General features: G+C 36.7%; 18 protein-coding genes and 1 pseudogene. 17 read left to right on the top strand and 2 right to left on the bottom strand.

The features are described from left to right. From ACWATA_RS12625 to ACWATA_RS12560, 14 genes are all read left to right on the top strand, one after another. A complete protein-coding gene (locus tag ACWATA_RS12625) occupies positions 1-279 on the top strand; it encodes a YokU family protein (RefSeq protein ID WP_049164565.1) in 279 nt (92 codons plus the stop codon). A 101-nt stretch (positions 280-380) separates the two neighbouring features. Next, the gene (locus ACWATA_RS12620; RefSeq protein WP_473049893.1) at positions 381-1,862 is read left to right on the top strand and encodes an amino acid permease; all 1,482 of its coding nucleotides are present in this window, start codon (positions 381-383) and stop codon (positions 1,860-1,862) included. 239 nt (positions 1,863-2,101) lie between these two features. Continuing rightward, complete coding sequence (locus ACWATA_RS12615) at positions 2,102-2,398, top strand: MBL fold metallo-hydrolase (protein WP_328172836.1); 297 nt, start codon at positions 2,102-2,104, stop codon at positions 2,396-2,398. A 1-nt stretch (position 2,399) separates the two neighbouring features. Next, complete coding sequence (locus ACWATA_RS12610) at positions 2,400-2,657, top strand: SunI/YnzG family protein (protein ID WP_048020892.1); 258 nt, start codon at positions 2,400-2,402, stop codon at positions 2,655-2,657. A gap of 39 nt (positions 2,658-2,696) precedes the next feature. Then, a complete protein-coding gene (locus tag ACWATA_RS12605; protein WP_033578995.1) occupies positions 2,697-3,158 on the top strand; it encodes a GNAT family N-acetyltransferase in 462 nt (153 codons plus the stop codon). Between the two features lie 189 nt (positions 3,159-3,347). Further along, a complete protein-coding gene (locus ACWATA_RS12600; protein ID WP_325076851.1) occupies positions 3,348-4,520 on the top strand; it encodes an iron-containing alcohol dehydrogenase in 1,173 nt (390 codons plus the stop codon). Positions 4,521-4,701: 181 nt separating this feature from the next. Next, the gene (locus ACWATA_RS12595) at positions 4,702-5,907 is read left to right on the top strand and encodes an MFS transporter (protein WP_473049892.1); all 1,206 of its coding nucleotides are present in this window, start codon (positions 4,702-4,704) and stop codon (positions 5,905-5,907) included. A gap of 142 nt (positions 5,908-6,049) precedes the next feature. Then, positions 6,050-6,898, top strand: a complete 849-nt coding sequence (locus ACWATA_RS12590) for an AraC family transcriptional regulator (RefSeq protein ID WP_325076854.1) — start codon at positions 6,050-6,052, stop codon at positions 6,896-6,898. A 129-nt stretch (positions 6,899-7,027) separates the two neighbouring features. Beyond that, positions 7,028-7,612, top strand: coding sequence for an NAD(P)H-dependent oxidoreductase (locus ACWATA_RS12585; protein ID WP_154988789.1), 585 nt, complete (start codon positions 7,028-7,030; stop codon positions 7,610-7,612). Between the two features lie 312 nt (positions 7,613-7,924). After that, positions 7,925-9,187: an ATP-grasp domain-containing protein gene (locus ACWATA_RS12580; protein WP_098999331.1), complete on the top strand. Its 1,263-nt coding sequence runs from the start codon at positions 7,925-7,927 to the stop codon at positions 9,185-9,187. Between the two features lie 15 nt (positions 9,188-9,202). After that, a complete protein-coding gene (locus ACWATA_RS12575; RefSeq protein WP_098112615.1) occupies positions 9,203-9,763 on the top strand; it encodes a hypothetical protein in 561 nt (186 codons plus the stop codon). Positions 9,764-9,795: 32 nt separating this feature from the next. After that, positions 9,796-10,734, top strand: coding sequence for a DMT family transporter (locus ACWATA_RS12570; protein ID WP_098999332.1), 939 nt, complete (start codon positions 9,796-9,798; stop codon positions 10,732-10,734). A 28-nt stretch (positions 10,735-10,762) separates the two neighbouring features. Then, positions 10,763-11,998, top strand: a complete 1,236-nt coding sequence (locus tag ACWATA_RS12565) for a DUF6421 family protein (RefSeq protein WP_098112617.1) — start codon at positions 10,763-10,765, stop codon at positions 11,996-11,998. A gap of 15 nt (positions 11,999-12,013) precedes the next feature. Continuing rightward, positions 12,014-13,315, top strand: a complete 1,302-nt coding sequence (locus ACWATA_RS12560; RefSeq protein ID WP_098112618.1) for a valine--pyruvate transaminase — start codon at positions 12,014-12,016, stop codon at positions 13,313-13,315. Positions 13,316-13,479: 164 nt separating this feature from the next. Here ACWATA_RS12560 and ACWATA_RS12555 read toward each other — a convergent pair whose 3' ends face one another. Then, on the bottom strand, positions 13,480-13,872 hold the full coding sequence (locus ACWATA_RS12555; protein WP_014460065.1) for a (2Fe-2S) ferredoxin domain-containing protein: 393 nt from the start codon (positions 13,870-13,872) through the stop codon (positions 13,480-13,482). A 91-nt stretch (positions 13,873-13,963) separates the two neighbouring features. Beyond that, positions 13,964-14,233 (bottom strand): 30S ribosomal protein S14, encoded by a 270-nt coding sequence (gene rpsN, locus ACWATA_RS12550; protein ID WP_047750950.1) that lies wholly within the window; start codon positions 14,231-14,233, stop codon positions 13,964-13,966. 259 nt (positions 14,234-14,492) lie between these two features. Here rpsN and ACWATA_RS12545 point away from each other — a divergent pair, with 259 nt between their 5' ends. From ACWATA_RS12545 to ACWATA_RS12535, 3 genes and pseudogenes are all read left to right on the top strand, one after another. Continuing rightward, the gene (locus tag ACWATA_RS12545; protein WP_033579000.1) at positions 14,493-14,951 is read left to right on the top strand and encodes a cell wall hydrolase; all 459 of its coding nucleotides are present in this window, start codon (positions 14,493-14,495) and stop codon (positions 14,949-14,951) included. Between the two features lie 142 nt (positions 14,952-15,093). After that, the gene (locus tag ACWATA_RS12540) at positions 15,094-15,294 is read left to right on the top strand and encodes a hypothetical protein (protein WP_098112619.1); all 201 of its coding nucleotides are present in this window, start codon (positions 15,094-15,096) and stop codon (positions 15,292-15,294) included. 164 nt (positions 15,295-15,458) lie between these two features. Further along, positions 15,459-17,201: pseudogene (locus ACWATA_RS12535) on the top strand (sulfatase family protein). The last annotated feature ends 475 nt before the right edge of the window (positions 17,202-17,676 follow it).

Below are 17,676 nucleotides of genomic sequence, written 5' to 3'. Positions count from 1 at the left end.
TTGAAGTGCCAATGGTGCGAATCATATGAAGCCAAGGAGACGGATGCAACGGTTTATTGGGAGCTTCCTGACGGTACAAAAGCTATAGAAATTAAAGAGACGCCTTCCATTACATGTTCAGAATGTGGAATTACGTATCAAACAGACGAAACAGTTGGACAGATTGAAGATCAACTGTTTTTAATCAACACCTCTGCCTTAGAAAAAAGTGTAACGTACGAACAGCTTATGAGCCTGCCTCGTCTATTAAAACGAAACTACTTTGATTTTTCAAAGTGAGCAATAAAGGATCCATCTCCTACTTTTTATAGGAGATGGATATTCTTATACGCTTTACGTTAAACATGTTCGCATAGTTCTTTTATGAAGGTGGGATAAGTATGGAAGCAGTCGATATAAATCGTAATGAAGAAGAAAAAAAACAGGACGATAAGCATGTAAAACGCCATTTAAAAGCTCGTCATATGACCATGATTGCCATTGGAGGTTCAATAGGAACTGGCTTATTTCTAGCCACGGGATCTTCCATCCAAACTGCTGGACCGGGAGGAGCGCTGATTGCTTACGGGGCTATTGGAATTATGGTTTATTTTCTCATGACTAGCCTTGGAGAAATGGCCACGTTTATGCCGGTATCAGGTTCTTTTTCAACATACGCCAGTCACTATGTAGACCCAGCTCTCGGGTTTGCGCTCGGCTGGAACTACTGGTTTAACTGGGCTGTTACGCTCGCTGTAGAAATAGCTGCTTCTGCTATTATCATGAAGTTTTGGTTCCCTGATGTGCCAAGTATTATCTGGAGCGCTTTGTTTTTAGGCTTAATTTTTTTACTTAATTTCCTATCTGTAAAAAGCTATGGAGAATCTGAATATTGGTTTGCTCTCGTAAAAGTAGTAACCATCATTGTATTTATCGGAGTGGGCCTTCTGACGATCTTTGGCATCTTCGGCGGTGAATATATCGGCTTTAAAAACTTTACATTAGAAGAAGCGCCGGTCAACGGCGGATTTCTGTCCGTACTAAGCATTTTCTTTATCGCGGGATTTTCTTTTCAAGGTACAGAGCTAGTCGGTATTGCGGCAGGGGAAAGTGAAAACCCTCAAAAAAATATACCAAAAGCCATTCGCCAAGTCTTTTGGCGCATCCTTCTATTTTATATTGCAGCCATTGCTGTAATCGGGCTTATCATTCCTTACACCAGTCCATCTCTTCTAGGAGGAGATGTGGATAACATTGCGGTTAGTCCATTTACGCTTGTTTTTGAGAAAGCAGGAATTGCTGCAGCTGCTTCGGTGATGAATGCTGTTATTCTTACATCCGTTTTATCAGCCGGAACATCTGGTTTATATGCTTCTACGCGAATGTTATGGTCAATGGCCAATGAAGGGCAAGCGCCTAAAGTGCTTCGGAAAATTAATCGTCGAGGAATTCCAGTAAATGCGCTTGTTTTAACCACTATTATTGGCGGTCTTGCCTTTTTAACATCCGTTTTTGGTGATCAAATGTATATGTGGCTTTTAAACGCTTCAGGTATGAGCGGATTTATTGCGTGGATTGGTATTGCCGTCAGCCACTATCGTTTCCGAAAAGCATATGTTGCTTCAGGACAGAATCTAAATGATCTAGCTTATAAAGCAAAATGGTTCCCTCTAGGTCCTGTTCTTGCATTTGGAATGTGCCTCATTGTTATTTTAGGACAAAACTATCAAGCGGTACTTTCCGACAAAATTGATTGGTACGGCTTAACGGTCTCCTACATTGGCCTGCCTCTCTTTTTAGCGACGTGGTGGGGATATAAAATAGCAAAGAAAACCAAGGTTGTACCTTTGCATGAGTGCATTCAAAAAGAGGATAAGAAATAAAAAAGCCATAGTGGCTAACGACAAAGAAAAAAGGTGAACCCCGGACAGTGGGGTTCACCTTTTCATTTATAAAAATCGATTATTTTACACTCTGTTATACAAATATCATATCATAAAAAGTGATTTTTTTCCAGTCTGGTTTTTATTTTGTTTATTGATAAAATTCAAGAATAGCACTGCATGCTAAGCAATTGTGGAGGTTGAAAATCTTCGTACTTTAATAAGAAAAGGGGTTCGTAATGAGAATTTCTGCAGGTGTTGAGATGCTACAGTTGACTGCCAGAGCTTTTGACCAAAATATAATATTAAATCCTACGTTAGTTTGGAATAACGATGAAGCTATTCTAATTGATACAGGAATGCCTGGGCAAACCGATCAACTGAAAGAGATCTTGGGTGAATTGAATATATCTATTGAACAGCTAAAAGTAATTCTTCTAACGCATCAAGATCTAGATCATATAGGGTGTGCGACTGATATACGAAAAAAATCAAATGAAAATATCATCGTATATGCTCATGAAGGGGATGGATAAAATGTTTACACCAACTATTAGCGTTCAAAAAATAAATGATAGCCTCATTATAAAATGGCAGCTTGCACACTTTACGATTCCGTTAGAAGACATTCTTGAAGTAACGGAAGATGACACGTACGGAGGCAAAGAAGCAAACGCCATTCGAATCGGCCCTCCGTACGGAACGACTGACCGCATCTTTATAAAAACGACCAATAAAAACTATCTGTTATTTACCTCAAACGCACCGGCTATATTAAACGAAATAAATTCATAACGACCACTACTAAATACGAGATATATAGGAGAGAAAAAATTGAAGATTAGCCGTACTTTCGACGCTGATACAATTGCCAAGCTTAATCAGTCTGTTCATCAACTGCATGTAGAATTATCCCCCGAGCGCTTTCAAACATATGATTTTCAGAAGATACATGAATTTTTTAAGAAAGTGATGGAAAACGATAGGTTTATCTTTCTTTTAGCAGAAGATGAAGGACAGCATGTAGGATTCGCTTGGGTTGAAATAAAGCAGTATTCAGAAACAGTATTTAAAAAAGCTTACAAGTCAATTTATGTTCATCAAATAAGTATCGCAGAACTCCACAAAAACAAAGGGTTTGGTTCAAGTTTGATGAAAGAAATTTATAGCATTGCCCGTACTCAAGACATAAATACAATTGAGTTGGATTACTGGAGTGACAATACGGTTGCGGAGAGCTTTTACGAAAAAGAAGGCTTTGTTACGTATAGAAAAATGGTTTATAAAGAGCTTTAAAGAGAGCATTTACTTGCTCTCTTTTTATGTCTAGGAAGCCATTTTCTTCATTTTAATCACTCAATAAAACAAAGTACGCGATTTGAGAACTTAACTCTTGAAAAATTTTTGTTTTACATTTATACTTACATTCTTGTTCGCGTAATGCGACAACTTACTTTATATTCAACTAGGAGGTATACAGATAGTATGGAAAATTTCATTTATCATAATCCCACAAAACTAATCTTCGGAAAAGATCAGCTTCAAGCATTAGCAGAAGAACTCCCGAAATACGGAAAAAATATTTTGCTTGTATATGGCGGAGGAAGCATTAAGAAAAACGGTTTATACAATCAAGTTCTTACGCTGTTAAAAGAGTTAAACGTAAATATACATGAGTTAGCGGGCGTAGAGCCAAACCCTCGATTATCTACGGTACGAAAAGGAATTGAAATTTGCCGAAATGAAAACATTGACTTCATGTTAGCAGTCGGTGGAGGAAGCGTTATTGACTGCACAAAAGCAATCGCTGCCGGAGCTGAGTATGAAGGAGACGTCTGGGATATTATTAACAAAAAAGTCACGGCTACAAAAGCACTGCCGTTTGGAACGGTATTAACATTGGCAGCAACAGGTTCTGAAATGAATCCTGATTCGGTTATTACGAATTGGGAAACAAATGAAAAATACGTTTGGGGAAGCGCCGTTACGCACCCTGTATTTTCTATACTAGATCCTGTGAACACGATGTCTGTTCCTAGAGATCAAACTATCTACGGCATGGTAGACATGATGAGCCACGTGTTCGAACAATATTTCCATAACGTGAAAAACACGCCTTTACAAGATCGTATGTGCTATTCCGTATTACAAACAGTAATTGAAACAGCACCGAAATTGCTAGAAGATCTGCAAAGCTACGAACACCGCGAAACGATTTTATATTCCGGAACGATCGCATTAAACGGAACACTTCAAATGGGCTACTTTGGCGATTGGGCTTCACATACAATTGAACACGCGGTATCAGCAGTATATGACATTCCTCATGCGGGCGGTTTAGCAATCTTATTCCCAAATTGGATGCGACACGTTGTAGATCAAGATGTAACTCGTATGAAACGCGTCATGACAAGCATGTTTGATATTGAAACTGCAGGTAAAAGTGACAAAGAAATTGCGTTAGAAGGAATCGATAAGCTAAGCGCTTTTTGGTCAAGCCTTGGTGCACCTTCTCGCTTAGCAGATTACGATATCGGAGAAGAGCGACTAGACGAAATTGCTGGAATTGCTGCTCGTGAAATGGAGCACGGAGGTTTCGGTAACTTTAAGAAACTAAATAAAGATGATATTTTAGCTATTTTAAAAGCATCACTGTAAAGTGAAAAATAAAAAAGAAGGAGACACCTGTCTTCTTCTTTTTGTTTGATCTTATAAATGACTGGAAATTAAGTAGAGTAGGAAGAATGGTTTTTTTCTCAAATTTCAGTTAACAACTAAAGGAAAAGCTTTATAATTAAGTACAGAAAGAAAGTTTTAGAGAATTTAAGGGAGTGGGGAGATGAAAAAGTTTGCGCTAGCTTCATATGCGCTTTATTTGTTGGGCGGATTAGTCATTACAGCCGTAGGATCCGTCTTACCGCAATTGTTAACACATTATCATGTGTCCTATACAGTTGGCGGACAGCTTGTATTAGTAGGTTCTTTAGGATTTTTGATAGGAGTTCCGCTTTCTTCTTTTCTATTAGGACGCTTCAGCGAAATGAATTTACTTACAATTGCCGCACTAATGATAGCGTTATCACAAATAGGTATGCTTTTATTGCCTCCATTTGAGTGGATTATTGCATTCAATTTTTTAAACGGTATTGGTGTAGCCGCATTGGAAGTAGTTGTAGCTACTTTAATGATGGAAGTATTTATCGGTAGAAGAGCTATTGTTATGAGTTATTTAGAGGTATCATTCGGTCTAGGTGCGCTGTTGATGCCGTTAGTAGCTAGCTTATTGATTTCACAGAACAGCTGGAGGTTTTCATTTTTTATAACAAGTGTACTAGCTTTACTAATGGTTGTGGTTTGTAAAATAATTCCTTTTAAAAAAGAGACTGTTTCAACTTCAGAAAGCGATGCTTCAGATGCCAGCTCAGAACCTGCGCCTGTGCTTACTAAAAATCAAAGGTGGAAAATACTTACTCTTTTTAGTGTGATGATTTTTATGTATGCCGGAGTAGAAAGCAGTATGAATAATTTTCTTTCGTCTATTTTTATCACATATCTAGATGTAATTCCCTCACAGGCTACTTTAAGCATAAGCGTTTTTTGGGTGGCTATGCTAATAGGACGGGTAGCTACTGGATGGGTTATTCGAATCGTTACATACGAACGCTATCTTTTTGGCAGCATTGGAGGAACAATTGTGAGTTTAGTGCTGTTTATCTTGTTAAAAGAAGCAGTAGCAGGCTATATTTTATTAGGGTTTTTAGGGCTTGCAATGTCAGGTATCTATTCGATAACGATGGTATATGCTAACCATACGTTTACCGGATCTGCTCGTATTGTCACCAGTTTAATTACTGGTTTTTCAGGGCTTGGAGGTGCTGTTTTCCCTGCGCTTATTGGCTTTACTATGGACGTAAGCGGCATTACCTCAGCGATTTGGTACATAACAGCTTTTGCATGTTTATATCTTCTAGCGCTTTGTATCATTTTTTTCGTTCAGCGGGGTGCAAAACAGAAATCTAATAACCATTTGCAGGCTATGAAATAAAGAGTTCGTCATAAAAGAAGTGAATCTATGGTTCACTTCTTTTTCTTTTTATTCTCTCTTTCGTTATAGTAATCAAAAAGGGTTCACATAAATTCAAACTAAAAAGTAAAAGATGGATATCTCTATAAAAAAGGAGCGCTATATGAAAGAAGTGAAGTTTAACTCAAATGACGTTTTGAGTCAAAAACAAGAAAATATTCAAATTATAAAAGCAGTAAACGTGCAGCCTCAACAAGCACGTGAAACGTTGGATAAACATTTGCTTCTTCTTCACCGTACCGCTAAGCCTGTTGCAATTCAAGAAACAGTAGCAGATAGCTTTCATGGAGGAGTAGCGTTTAAAAATGATATTAACTTTATTCCTGCTGGAGCTGACAGCACTTGCGAGTGGAAAGAACCGATATCTTTTTTGCGTGTTGAGTTAAATCCTCAAATCGTTAAAGAAATAGCTGATAAAGAAAATGTATCTTCTAGGCTTGATTTAAGCTATTACCTTAGAAATCAAGATCATAAAATGCAGCAGCTGCTTTTGTGGCTTAGTGAAGAGGTCGAACATGGGAATCCTCAAGGAAAACTGTACATTGACTCAGTTACAAATTTAATTATTTATCACATTTTAAAACAGCATAACGATAGTCAATGCAATTTTCTTAGTAAAACGCCGGGACTTGAACATTTAAAAATAGCGATGGAATACATGCAAGACCACTATGCTGAATCCATTACATTAGATGAGTTAACTCGTATATCTAATTTAAGTCCCTCTCATTTCATTAACAGCTTTAAACAAACGCTAGGCGTAACGCCCCATCAATACTTGCTTAAGATTCGAATTGAAAGAGCAAAAGAAAAATTACAAAGCTCTAGTTTGCCGCTTAGTGAAATTGCTTATGAATTAGGCTTTACAGATCAAAGCCACTTCTCAAAGCACTTTAAGAAAATAACCGGAATCTCCCCGCTTAAGTGGAAACAAAATTTTGTACAAAAATAACCGAATTTTGTACAAGAAAACAACTTAAATATCTCCTAAAATAAACGTGTAAAGGAATTTAAGAGGAGATGTTTAAGTGAAAATCATCTCCGTACTATAAAATTCATACACAGTATAGGAGAGATCATAATGAAAGTATTAGTAAATATATTTCACCCTAATCTAGCAGAATCTAATGTTAATAAAGCGTGGATGAAGCGATTAGAAAAGGAAAATGTCACAGTTAATAATATCTATGAGCGCTATCCGAATTGGGAAATTGATGTAGAAAAAGAACAAGAGATGTTATTACAGCATGACCGCATCGTTTTTCAATTTCCTTTTTACTGGTATAGTACGCCTCCGCTAATGAAGAAATGGTTGGACGATGTATTAACTTTCGGCTGGGCATACGGCACGAATGGCACCAAACTGCATGGAAAAGAATTTGTATTGGCAATTTCAGTAGGAGGTCCGCAAAAGTCATATAGAGCAGGAGGTTATAACAACTATACGATTAGTGAGTTAACAAAACCGCTGCAACAAACGGCTAACTTAACGGGCATGAAGTTTCTTACTCACTTTGTTCAATACAATTCGGTTGTTGCTACGGAAAAAGAAATCAGTGAAAGTGCGGAAGGCTTAGTTCAGCATATAACAGATCCTGGATTAAACCCCGACGTGGCATTAAAAAGAATACTAAATGAGATGGCTGAAAAAGATGTAACTTTATAAATGGTTAATATCTATTTTAATAAAAAAATAAAAAAAGAAAGGTTGAATCTATGTCGACCTTTCTTTTTTTCAGAAAAATTCTTGTTAAATTTTTTCTCACAATATCTTTATAATCAAATAGCAAAATTCCTGCTTTTAATTTCGCTTTAGTATTAACCCTACAAACCATTCTTTTCTTTACTTTTTACTAATATATCAAATATTCTATATATTCCTAATGTTATATAAAATTAAATTGACAAATATATGAAGCGATCATTAGAATTTAGTCATCGAACAGTGAAGAGCTGTTTAAAAGTAGGGGGGAAGTAAATGCCGTTACAAAACAAGCATCTAGCAGTTGTGTTACAAAATACATATTTACCGTTTATTTTTGAAGAAGCAGAAGCTCTCGGAATTAAAGTGACGTTTTTTTATAACCAAGAAGAAGTAGAACCTAAGCATCTTAAAAACGTACAAAATTTCATACCCATTGATTTATTTCACACCTCAGACAAAGCTCTTGAGATTATTAAAGCAGAGCATCACAAAAATCCTTTTGACGGCATTATGACATTATATGAGCCTGCGTTAGAGTTTGTAGCTCAGCTGACAGAAAAATTAAACTTACCGGGCTTATCACCGTTTGTGATTAGTAACTGTCGCAACAAACAGAAAATGAGAGAGGTTTTAAAAGATAATGATCTTAACACTCCGTATTTTAAAGAGGTTGAAAATACGGAGGAATTAAAGAATCTTTCACTGCCTTATCCTGTCGTAGTAAAACCTTCTAACGGATTTTCCAGTCAAGGTGTATCACGAGCGAATAATAAAAAAGAACTGATTGACAGCATAGAAAAAGTGAGACGCGTAAATGAAGAAGACCTAAGTAAATTCACAAAAAATAAAACGGGCATGGTAATTGAACAATTTGTAGACGGACCAGAGTTTGCTATTGAGACGTTTTCTGTAGAAGGAGAGGTTTGTGTACTCTCTATAGGATACAAAGGAAATTCCAAAGGGCCTTTTTTTGAAGAAGGTGTTTATATAGCGCCAGCTCACCTAGAAGAAAACGTTTGGGAATCTATTTCGCAAGAAGCAGCTAAAGCAGCAACCGCTTTAGGGATTGAGAATGGCCCCGCTCATATTGAATTACGTTTGGACCCAGCAGGAAAACCTTATGTGATTGAAATAGGAGCGCGCATTGGAGGGTCTGGGATTTCTCATTATATCGTAAAAGAAAGTACAGGTATTAACTATATCGAGCTAGTTTTTCACTATGTATTAGGATTAAAACCTCCTGTATTAAAAAATGAAAGAAAACGAAAGAAAGTGGTGGGCAACTACATTATCCCTGTGCAAGGCCATGGGATTTTTAAAGAAATTCGAGGCTTGGAAGACGTGCGTAGAGACACTGAAGTAAAAAGGGTTATTCAATTTATAACTGAAGGGACAGACATTTTACCATATCCGCACTTTTCAGGTTACCCTGGATTTATTTTAACCACTCATGACTCTTATTCCGACTGTGAGCAGTATTACAGCTATTTGGATAACAAAGTAAAAATCGTTTATCAAAATAAAGTAAATGCATAGGGGGTATCAAAGGCTATGATAGTTGCAGAGTCGTCTAGTAAGAAAAATAAGCAGCTTCAAAAGATTAGCATTATCCATACCTTAGGGCCTGAAGGAACAAATTGTGAAAAAGCAGGCTATCTGTGGTTTGAACGCCAAAGCATACAAGGTCAGGTCTTTTTACATCAAACGTTGGAAGAAGCTTTAGTTCATGTGAAAGAAACAGAGAGTTCTGCTCTACTAGGCTGTGCGGTATATCCTTACTTACATGATATTGTGTTCAAAAATTTAACTAGTTTAGAGCTAGTAGATAGCTTTATTATGCCAACGTATAACATGGTGCTTGCCTCAAAAGAAGAGGTGATAACAAACAACAACCTGTTAATTGCTTCACATCCTGCCCCTGTTGATTTAGCTCATTCCATCAGTTCCAATGTTCAGTTAGTAAATAGTAATGCTCAAGCCGCGATTGATTGCTTAGAAGGAAAGGTAGACGCATGTATTACAACAAGTAAAGCTGCTAACGAGCAGGGTTTAACAGTTGTAAAAGATTTTGGAGAAGTGCCGATGTGTTTTACGCTTCACGGAAGAAAATAGGCTCAACTTTAAAAAAGAAATAAGGTGAAACAGTGATTTCTAAATTAACCCGTATTCATGTACATCTTTTGTTTTGTCTGTTAGCCGTCATCGGGGGAACGACATGGGCTTTTCAAAAGACTGGCTTAAAGGATAGCTTGCCTCTATGGTCAGCAGGTATGAGGTTTTTAATTGCTAGTTTAATAATTGCCCTCTACCTCTTACTCACAAAAAAAATGGCCATTTCAAAAGAAGTAGTAATTATTTCAGCATTAAACGGAATTTTGTACTTTGCTCTACCGTTTGGTTCTGTTTATTGGGCATCCGTCTATTTGCCAAGCGGGCTTGTTTCCGTTTTAGCTGCCAGCATTTCAGTGTTTGCTCTTTTATTTAATCGCTTATTTAAAGGAACACCAGCTACAAAAGGACAAAAGATAGGTGTAGTCATGTGCTTAATTGGTATGAGCGTTGTATTTGGAAATCAGCTGTTTATACAGGGAAATGTGATTCAAATAGTAGCCATGATTGTCATTTTAATGGCTATGCTAGGTTCTGCTTTTATAACTGTTCAAGTTCAATCTCGCATAAAATCCTTGCCTATTATGACCTTTAATTCCTTTTCGATGCTAAGTGGAGGCGCTTGTTTACTGATTGTTAGTTTATTTATAGAAAATGGAAACCGCACTTTCTCTGGGGTTAGTCTTATCTCATTATTATACTTGGCTATTATAGGATCGGTCTTGGGGTTTTCTATTAATATTTATTTATTAAAAAAATGGCATATATCAAAAGCAACGGCGCATCTATTTATTTCACCGGTTATCGCCTTATATGTAGGATTTGTCTTTTTAGGTGAAACATTAAACAAACAGGTCTATATAGGTACAGCATTTGTAATAGCAGGGGTTATATTTATTAACTTGAAAAAGCAAGTAGAGAAAAACACAAATAACTCTACTCTTACATCATCTAAAAATATTTCTGCTAAGTAGCTGCCCTAAAAAAAGGAGGGTTTTAATCATGTTAACAAAAAATCATACTCAAAGTTTAGTGGAGTTATTAAACGATAAAATAGTACCTGCTCTATATGAGATAAGAAAATATCAGGGCCCAAATGGAGAGGTCAAAAGAAATTACGAAAAAGCTAGAGAACTCTTATTAAAAGTAGTTGCTGAAACTGAAACAATATATAACTCTCTAAATTTACCTAAAGTGTGGAATGCATTAAAAAATGACGTATGTGATTGGATCGAAAGAGGACTCGATCAATCTCCTTATTTTGATCAAACGTTAATTGCTTATAGCCCGCCTGCAAACGGAGAGGCGACGTTCTTTTTAGGACCGATTGTAACGCCTAATGGCCCTACCAAAAGAGGGTTTTATTTAGAAGCCTTTATCGCCGTTCGTGATGAACCTGAAATCATGAACTCCATTGAAGCAGACCTTCCTCATCCTAAAAATGGATGTGAATCGTTAAAGCTGTTGGCTGGTACTCAAGGATTTATGGAAGGGAAGTGTATTGTATTTTTCCCTGAGAATGTACAAACAAAAGAAAAGGTAACAACTCAAAACTTCGCGATATTTTTCTTTAATAAATTTCACAGCATATACAATGATGATACATTAAAAAGAGCGTATTCTATCTTCCCTGATTTTAACTTTAAATCTCATACTATGAATAGAGAAGACACCTATCAGGCAAGGGTAATCTGGGGATATCTACATGACTATTATCATCACTGTGGAAATAAACCTTTCGATCAACATATACAGGCAAAAATGAATTTTTTTGCAGGCATACTGGAAGAAGTTAAAGTAGACTGTCAGACGGTGCTGACTCTTCATAAAAGAAAATACCCTTTTTGGGAAGAGATAACAGAATTTGTTCTCTTTGAACGTCTGTTAAGGTATCCTAGTCAGCATAATGCACCTCGAAACTTTGATTCTGGCACAGGATTTTTTCTTTTTAGCTGGTTAGTTGCAAATGGGCATTCAATATCCCGAAAAGAAGACCATGCTTATTTAGATTTAGACATGTGTTTGAAGGAACTAGACCTTTTAGTAAAAGAAATTGAACAACTTGAAACAATTCAAAGTGACCTTGGCTATAAAGAAGAAGCCGAACGCTATGTTCGAAAATACTTATTGCCTAGTGAGAACGGTGATAAATTTACTATTCCGGACAATTATTTTATTAATCAGCAAAATAAAAAGATTGAAGTTCCATACTTACTATTCGATGACCATAATCTCTAAGGAGAAGATGCACTAATGAATGCTTTGCATTTAAGTAAAATAGGAAACAAAATGACTAATAAAGTAGGCGTTCGTGCTATTATGCATGACATTCAAGAAGTGCTCAATTCTGATCTCAATCAATATGTGAATTTAAGCGCTGGAAATCCTGCCATACTCCCTCAAGTTTATGAAATGTGGGAAGAAGCTTTAAAAGATATTGTGAACGACAAACAACTAAAGAATTTGATTAGCCAATATGGGTCTAGTTACGGTACGTATGAATTAATTGATTGCATAAGAGAATACTTCTTTAGGAATTATCGTATTGAGCTGGACAGAGAACAAGTCTTGATCACTTCAGGAAGTCAAAATCTGTTTTTTTTAGCTATAAATTCATTTTGCGGTACAAGTAAAGAAGGAAGAGTTAAAAAAGCATTAATACCTATGCTGCCGGATTACGCTGGGTACAGCGGAGTGGCACTAGAGGAAGCTATAATAGAAGGAATTCCTCCTATCGTCTCAAAGCTTGATCATCATACGTTTCGTTATGAATTTAACAAACAGGCATTCAAAGATAAAATAGCACAGGACCCAGATATCGGAGCTGTCGTATTATCAAGACCTAATAATCCAAGCGGCAACATTCTTTCAAAAGAAGCCGTACACTTTATATCCCAAGTATGCAAGGACTATAACATTCCATTGCTAATTGATTCAGCGTACGCACCTCCTTTTCCGGCTATGAACTTTGTTGAAATGAATCCAATTATACATGACAACATCATTCACTGCATGAGTCTTTCTAAAGCCGGATTGCCTGGAGAGAGAATAGGAATTGCTATAGGAAAAAGTGACTTCATAAAAGTAATGGAAGCATTTCAATCAAATATTTTGATTCACTCTTCTAGGTTAGGTCAGCGGATGGTGGTTAACACCTTAAAGAACGGAAAGTTACCTGGAATTTCAGCTAACTATATAAGAACTCATTATAAACAAAAACATGACTATTTAAAAAATCTTTTAACTACACATATGCCGGATGATATTCCTTGGTATTTACATAAAGCGGAAGGTTCGTTGTTTGGTTGGCTTTGGTTAGAAGGTTTGACTTTCAGTGATAACGATCTATACAATAAATTAAAAGCAGAAAACTTGATTGTAGTACCAGGCGGATCATTCTTTCACGGCAACCGGTCTTGTCCTCACAACCAGGAGTGCATTCGCATAAGTCTTACTGCTACAGATGAGGAGTTAAAGAAAGGAATTGATATTCTTTCGTCAGTAGTCAAGAAAGTATACAGTTCAGATTTTATATGTGAAACAGAAAAAATCTAATTTCTTAAAGGTTTAGAGGTGAAAAAAGCCGACCTGGTTGCTAGGGTCGGCTTTTTTGTTTAGATTAAGCAATAGGCGCATTAAAGAAAACAAACAGACATTTTTAATAATGTTTCTCTTTTAATTGGTTAACTTTATAAAGACCAGGATTTCACCGTTGTAAATTAAAGTTTTTTAGATACTTTGATGACGGTTTCTTTTTGTTTTGAGATACCTTTAACAGTACCTTCTGTTCGCTGGAAACCTTCTCCGCAAAAAGTATGACTTGTTTTTTGGACAAAAGGTTGATCTGTCTTTAAAGAGTTAATAAGCTCTCGTGCATCATCAGGCTTCATATCTTTATACCAAATACCGTCTGGGTAGGAAATGACGACGCATTTATCATGACATCTTCCATTACATCGAGTGCGAGTCGTATGTATGTATTCGTCCATCTCTTGATTAGCTATCTCAGTTCGAATCGCTTGTGTAACTTCTTCGGCTCCAACTCGATTGCAGCTGCTTCCATTGCAAATGAGAACGTGATGTTTCGTTGTACCTAAGTTCCATGTAGCCATGTTGATCCCTCCTATTAAAAGTAATGATTACGATTTATGACGTATAATGATTCCTTTTTTAGCAAAGAGGGCCCTTTACCTCATTAGAATTTTACCAGCTTGATTTTTTCACCCCAGGAAGCTGTCCCTTGTGAGCAAGTTCTCTAAATGCAATTCGCGAAAGCTTAAATTTACGTAAATATCCACGAGGTCTTCCCGTTACTTCACAGCGATTATGCAAGCGAGTAGAAGAAGAGTCTCTAGGAAGCTTTCGTAGTTCATTATAATTTCCTTGTTCCTTTAACTGTTTTCTTAACTCAGCATATTTTTCGACAAGTGCTTGTCGGTGCTTTTCTTTTGCTATTTTTGATTTTTTAGCCAAATAATCAATCCTTTCTTAAAGTCCTTCTTGAAAATCGTAATCATTACTATTTATATTTTTATATCATAAACCACTAAAGAATGAAATGCAACTCATATTTAATGAGTAAAGTTATATTTTTATATGCTGAAAAATAGTTAAAAAAATACGATAATATACAATTTCTTTTGGAACTGGATAATTTTTTGCAATGAAAGACTCTTATATTTCTGCTAGCATATGAACCACGTCAAGAAATAGCAAGGAGGCTTTTATTTTTATGATGAAAAAACTAGTAATTGCTATCGCAATGCTTATCCCGAGTTTTGGTGCAGGTTACTCAGCATTTGCTGCAGCACCCGCTCATGAACAGCACATTCAAGTAAATAAAAATGATAAAGAACTATTAGCTCGTCTTGTATCAGCTGAAGCCAAAGGAGAGCCGTACGCAGGCAAAGTAGCCGTGGCAACAGTTGTATTAAATAGAGTCGACAGCAGCAAATTCCCGGACACTGTAAAAGGCGTTATTTATCAAAAAGGTCAGTACAGCCCGGTCAGCAACGGTCAAATCAATAAACCTGCAGACAAAGGTTCAAAAAAAGCTGTAGAAGAAGCAATTAACTTCCAAGGTCAAGGAAAAGGTTCATTATTCTTCTTTAATCCTGATAAAACGGGAGATCAATGGCTGCGCCAAAAACAAGAAACAATTAAAATAGGGCATCATGTATTTGCAAAATAATAAAAAAGCTAATGGCTAGCTACGTGCTGTCATTAGCTTTTTTAGTTATGTACATAACATAAACAGTAGAACAACCTTCGAAATTAGAATTTTATGGTAAAATAAAAGAGGTCATTTGTAATTAAAAATATGAGGTGATAACTTGAAAGAGAATATGATGTTTGCTTGGATAGCTTCATGGTTAGCTCTTGTTGGTCAGCTCATTTTTTTTATGGGAGTAGCGCTTTTTACAGGGGATTGGCGCTACATGATGTGGAGTTTTATGATAAGCATAATTGTAGGTATACCTAGTATAATGGGTACCTATAAACGAAATCAGCAGCTAAAAGCATACAAAAAATAAGGAATATCGTATTGAAACGCGTTATGAAAGACTTAGAGAAATCCTCTAAGTCTTTTTTTGTTTGGGTATAAAAAGACATGAACCGTACTCCGTTCTTCTAAAAAAAGTACTTTTTACATAGTTTATCAATACAGAACATTTGATAAACACGCGGAGGAGTAAACATGAAGGAGCAGCCTAATTTTTTGTTGATTATGGTGGACGAAGAACGATTTCCACCCGTATATGAAAGTAAAGAAGTAAAAAAGTGGCGAAAAAAACATTTAAAAGCACATGAATTTTTAAAACAGCATGGAATGGGGTTTACTCGTCACTAAGTCGGTTCTACAGCCTGTTCACCGAGTCGAGCTACATTGTTTACAGGGCAGTACCCTTCCTTGCACGGAGTGACCCAAACGCAAGGTATCGCAAAGAAGTCACAAGATCCTGATATGTTTTGGCTGCAGCCTAATACCGTCCCAACGATGGGAGATTATTTTAAGCAGGCTGGGTATCAAACCTTTTATAAAGGAAAATGGCATATTTCTGATGAGAACATCTTAATTCCAGGAACACATAACGTTTTTTCTAGCTACCAGATGCAAACAGGAATACCGGATCCAGAAAAAGAGCGCCTCTATCAACGGGCTAATAAGCTTGAAAAGTTTAGTTTTTCAGGGTGGATTGGTCCAGAGCCGGAAGGGAGAAACCCGCACAATTCTGGTTCATCTGCGGCCATTGGAGTGAGTGGACGAGACGAAATATATGCAGAGGAAATCATAGAGCTTATTCAACAATTAGAATATCAAAAGACTGCGCAGCCTTGGCTCATGGTAGCTTCGTTTGTGAACCCGCATGACATTGCGCTGTTCGGAGCAATCACCAAACACCTTGCTATGTTTCAGTTTTCTATTGATGAGACAATTCCGAACATCGAGCCGCCACCTACTATTAGAGAATCTTTACAAACGAAGCCTAGCGCTCAAAGCAGCTATAAATACATCTACCCAAAAGCGCTGCAGCCGACGCCAAATTCTAGTTTCTACCGGCGCTTATATTATCAGCTTCAAAAAAATGTTGATAAACAAATTTTGAAAGTCCTTCGGACTATAGAACAATCTTCGTTCTATGACAATACCATTATTATTTTCACGTCGGATCACGGTGATTTGCTTGGGGCTCACGGAGGACTACATCAAAAATGGTACAACATGTATGAAGAGTCGATTCACGTGCCGCTTCTCATTCATAACAAGCATTTGTTTCCTAGTTATCAACGTACAGACGTGCTGACTAGTCATGTTGACTTGATCCCGACAATGCTTAGCTTGGCTAATATCGATGCTTCCGCTGTTCAAAAGCAATTGCAAAAAAGTCATACGGAAGTACATCCATTTGTTGGGCGAGACCTCTCAGGAACGTTGCGAGGAGAAACATCGCTCCATCAAGAAAAAGCACCGATTTTCTTTATGACGGATGATGACCCGACAAAAGGACTTCACCAAACAAATTTTTTAGGAGAAAGCTATCCGTCAGTCGTTCAGCCTAATCACATTCAAGCGATCATTGTCGAGTTTCAATCAGCCGCAGGAAAGGAAATCTGGAAATACGCTCGATACCATGATAATCCGCAATTTCGGTCAGCACCTAACGAAAAAGATGAAGTCATCCACCGAGAGCAATATGAAAGTTACCCGGTAGATCTTACTAACCTTAAAGAAACATCGGTTCCGGATCAAATTGAAATGTACAATTTGACCAAGGATCCGTTAGAAACAGTAAATTTGGCTTACCCGTATTTTTCAACAAATGAAACAAGGAAAATTCAGCGGCAGCTTGATGTTATTCTTAAAGAACAACTCAGGAAAAAACGGATTTTTCCGCAAAGTGGAAGCATGTACCAGGAGCTTCCGTCTAAAGATAGATAAAAAATAGTTTCGACGAGTTCAAGCCAAATATTGGTGTAAGTAGAAAAAGGTATATTTAATATTTTAGTATATAAATAAAAAACTGATGATACTTGTGCTATGTTACTTATTCTGATTTGAGCAGTACTGGATTTTAATTCGTTAATAATACTTAGATAAAGCAAATAAATGCTTGTAACATCTTTCTTTTTTGCCTTTATTCTTACACAATAAAGGTAAAAACAAAAATAAAATGTAGGTGTTAATATTATAATAAAAAACTTTTTAAGCCCATATATTCTTAAGTAACTTTTCGGGAATTTAAGCATAAATTAATTCTATAACATTAAGAAATAAAAATTACTTCTTGACTTCTGTAAAATTTATACACTATAATCACTTTTAACAACTAACAAACATTATTTGGCAACGAAAAGGACATGAATTAGGTGCTGTTTTCTTCGCAGAGAATAGGGTCAGCGGCTGGGAGCCCTTA

Source organism: Priestia sp. USM5, assembly GCF_058323215.1.
The sequence above is the reverse complement of the archived record's forward strand: the minus strand, read 5'-3'. Positions and strand labels throughout refer to the sequence as shown.

Bases quoted from the DNA above. Each gene is read 5' to 3' on its own strand.
- ACWATA_RS12620 (WP_473049893.1), top strand. From the start codon at position 381: ATGGAAGCAGTCGATATAAATCGTAATGAAGAAGAAAAAAAACAGGAC.
- ACWATA_RS12615 (WP_328172836.1), top strand. From the start codon at position 2,102: ATGAGAATTTCTGCAGGTGTTGAGATGCTACAGTTGACTGCCAGAGCT.
- ACWATA_RS12610 (WP_048020892.1), top strand. From the start codon at position 2,400: ATGTTTACACCAACTATTAGCGTTCAAAAAATAAATGATAGCCTCATT.
- ACWATA_RS12600 (WP_325076851.1), top strand. From the start codon at position 3,348: ATGGAAAATTTCATTTATCATAATCCCACAAAACTAATCTTCGGAAAA.
- ACWATA_RS12595 (WP_473049892.1), top strand. From the start codon at position 4,702: ATGAAAAAGTTTGCGCTAGCTTCATATGCGCTTTATTTGTTGGGCGGA.
- ACWATA_RS12590 (WP_325076854.1), top strand. From the start codon at position 6,050: ATGAAAGAAGTGAAGTTTAACTCAAATGACGTTTTGAGTCAAAAACAA.
- ACWATA_RS12585 (WP_154988789.1), top strand. From the start codon at position 7,028: ATGAAAGTATTAGTAAATATATTTCACCCTAATCTAGCAGAATCTAAT.
- ACWATA_RS12580 (WP_098999331.1), top strand. From the start codon at position 7,925: ATGCCGTTACAAAACAAGCATCTAGCAGTTGTGTTACAAAATACATAT.
- ACWATA_RS12575 (WP_098112615.1), top strand. From the start codon at position 9,203: ATGATAGTTGCAGAGTCGTCTAGTAAGAAAAATAAGCAGCTTCAAAAG.
- ACWATA_RS12565 (WP_098112617.1), top strand. From the start codon at position 10,763: ATGTTAACAAAAAATCATACTCAAAGTTTAGTGGAGTTATTAAACGAT.
- ACWATA_RS12560 (WP_098112618.1), top strand. From the start codon at position 12,014: ATGAATGCTTTGCATTTAAGTAAAATAGGAAACAAAATGACTAATAAA.
- ACWATA_RS12555 (WP_014460065.1), bottom strand. From the start codon at position 13,872: ATGGCTACATGGAACTTAGGTACAACGAAACATCACGTTCTCATTTGC.
- ACWATA_RS12545 (WP_033579000.1), top strand. From the start codon at position 14,493: ATGATGAAAAAACTAGTAATTGCTATCGCAATGCTTATCCCGAGTTTT.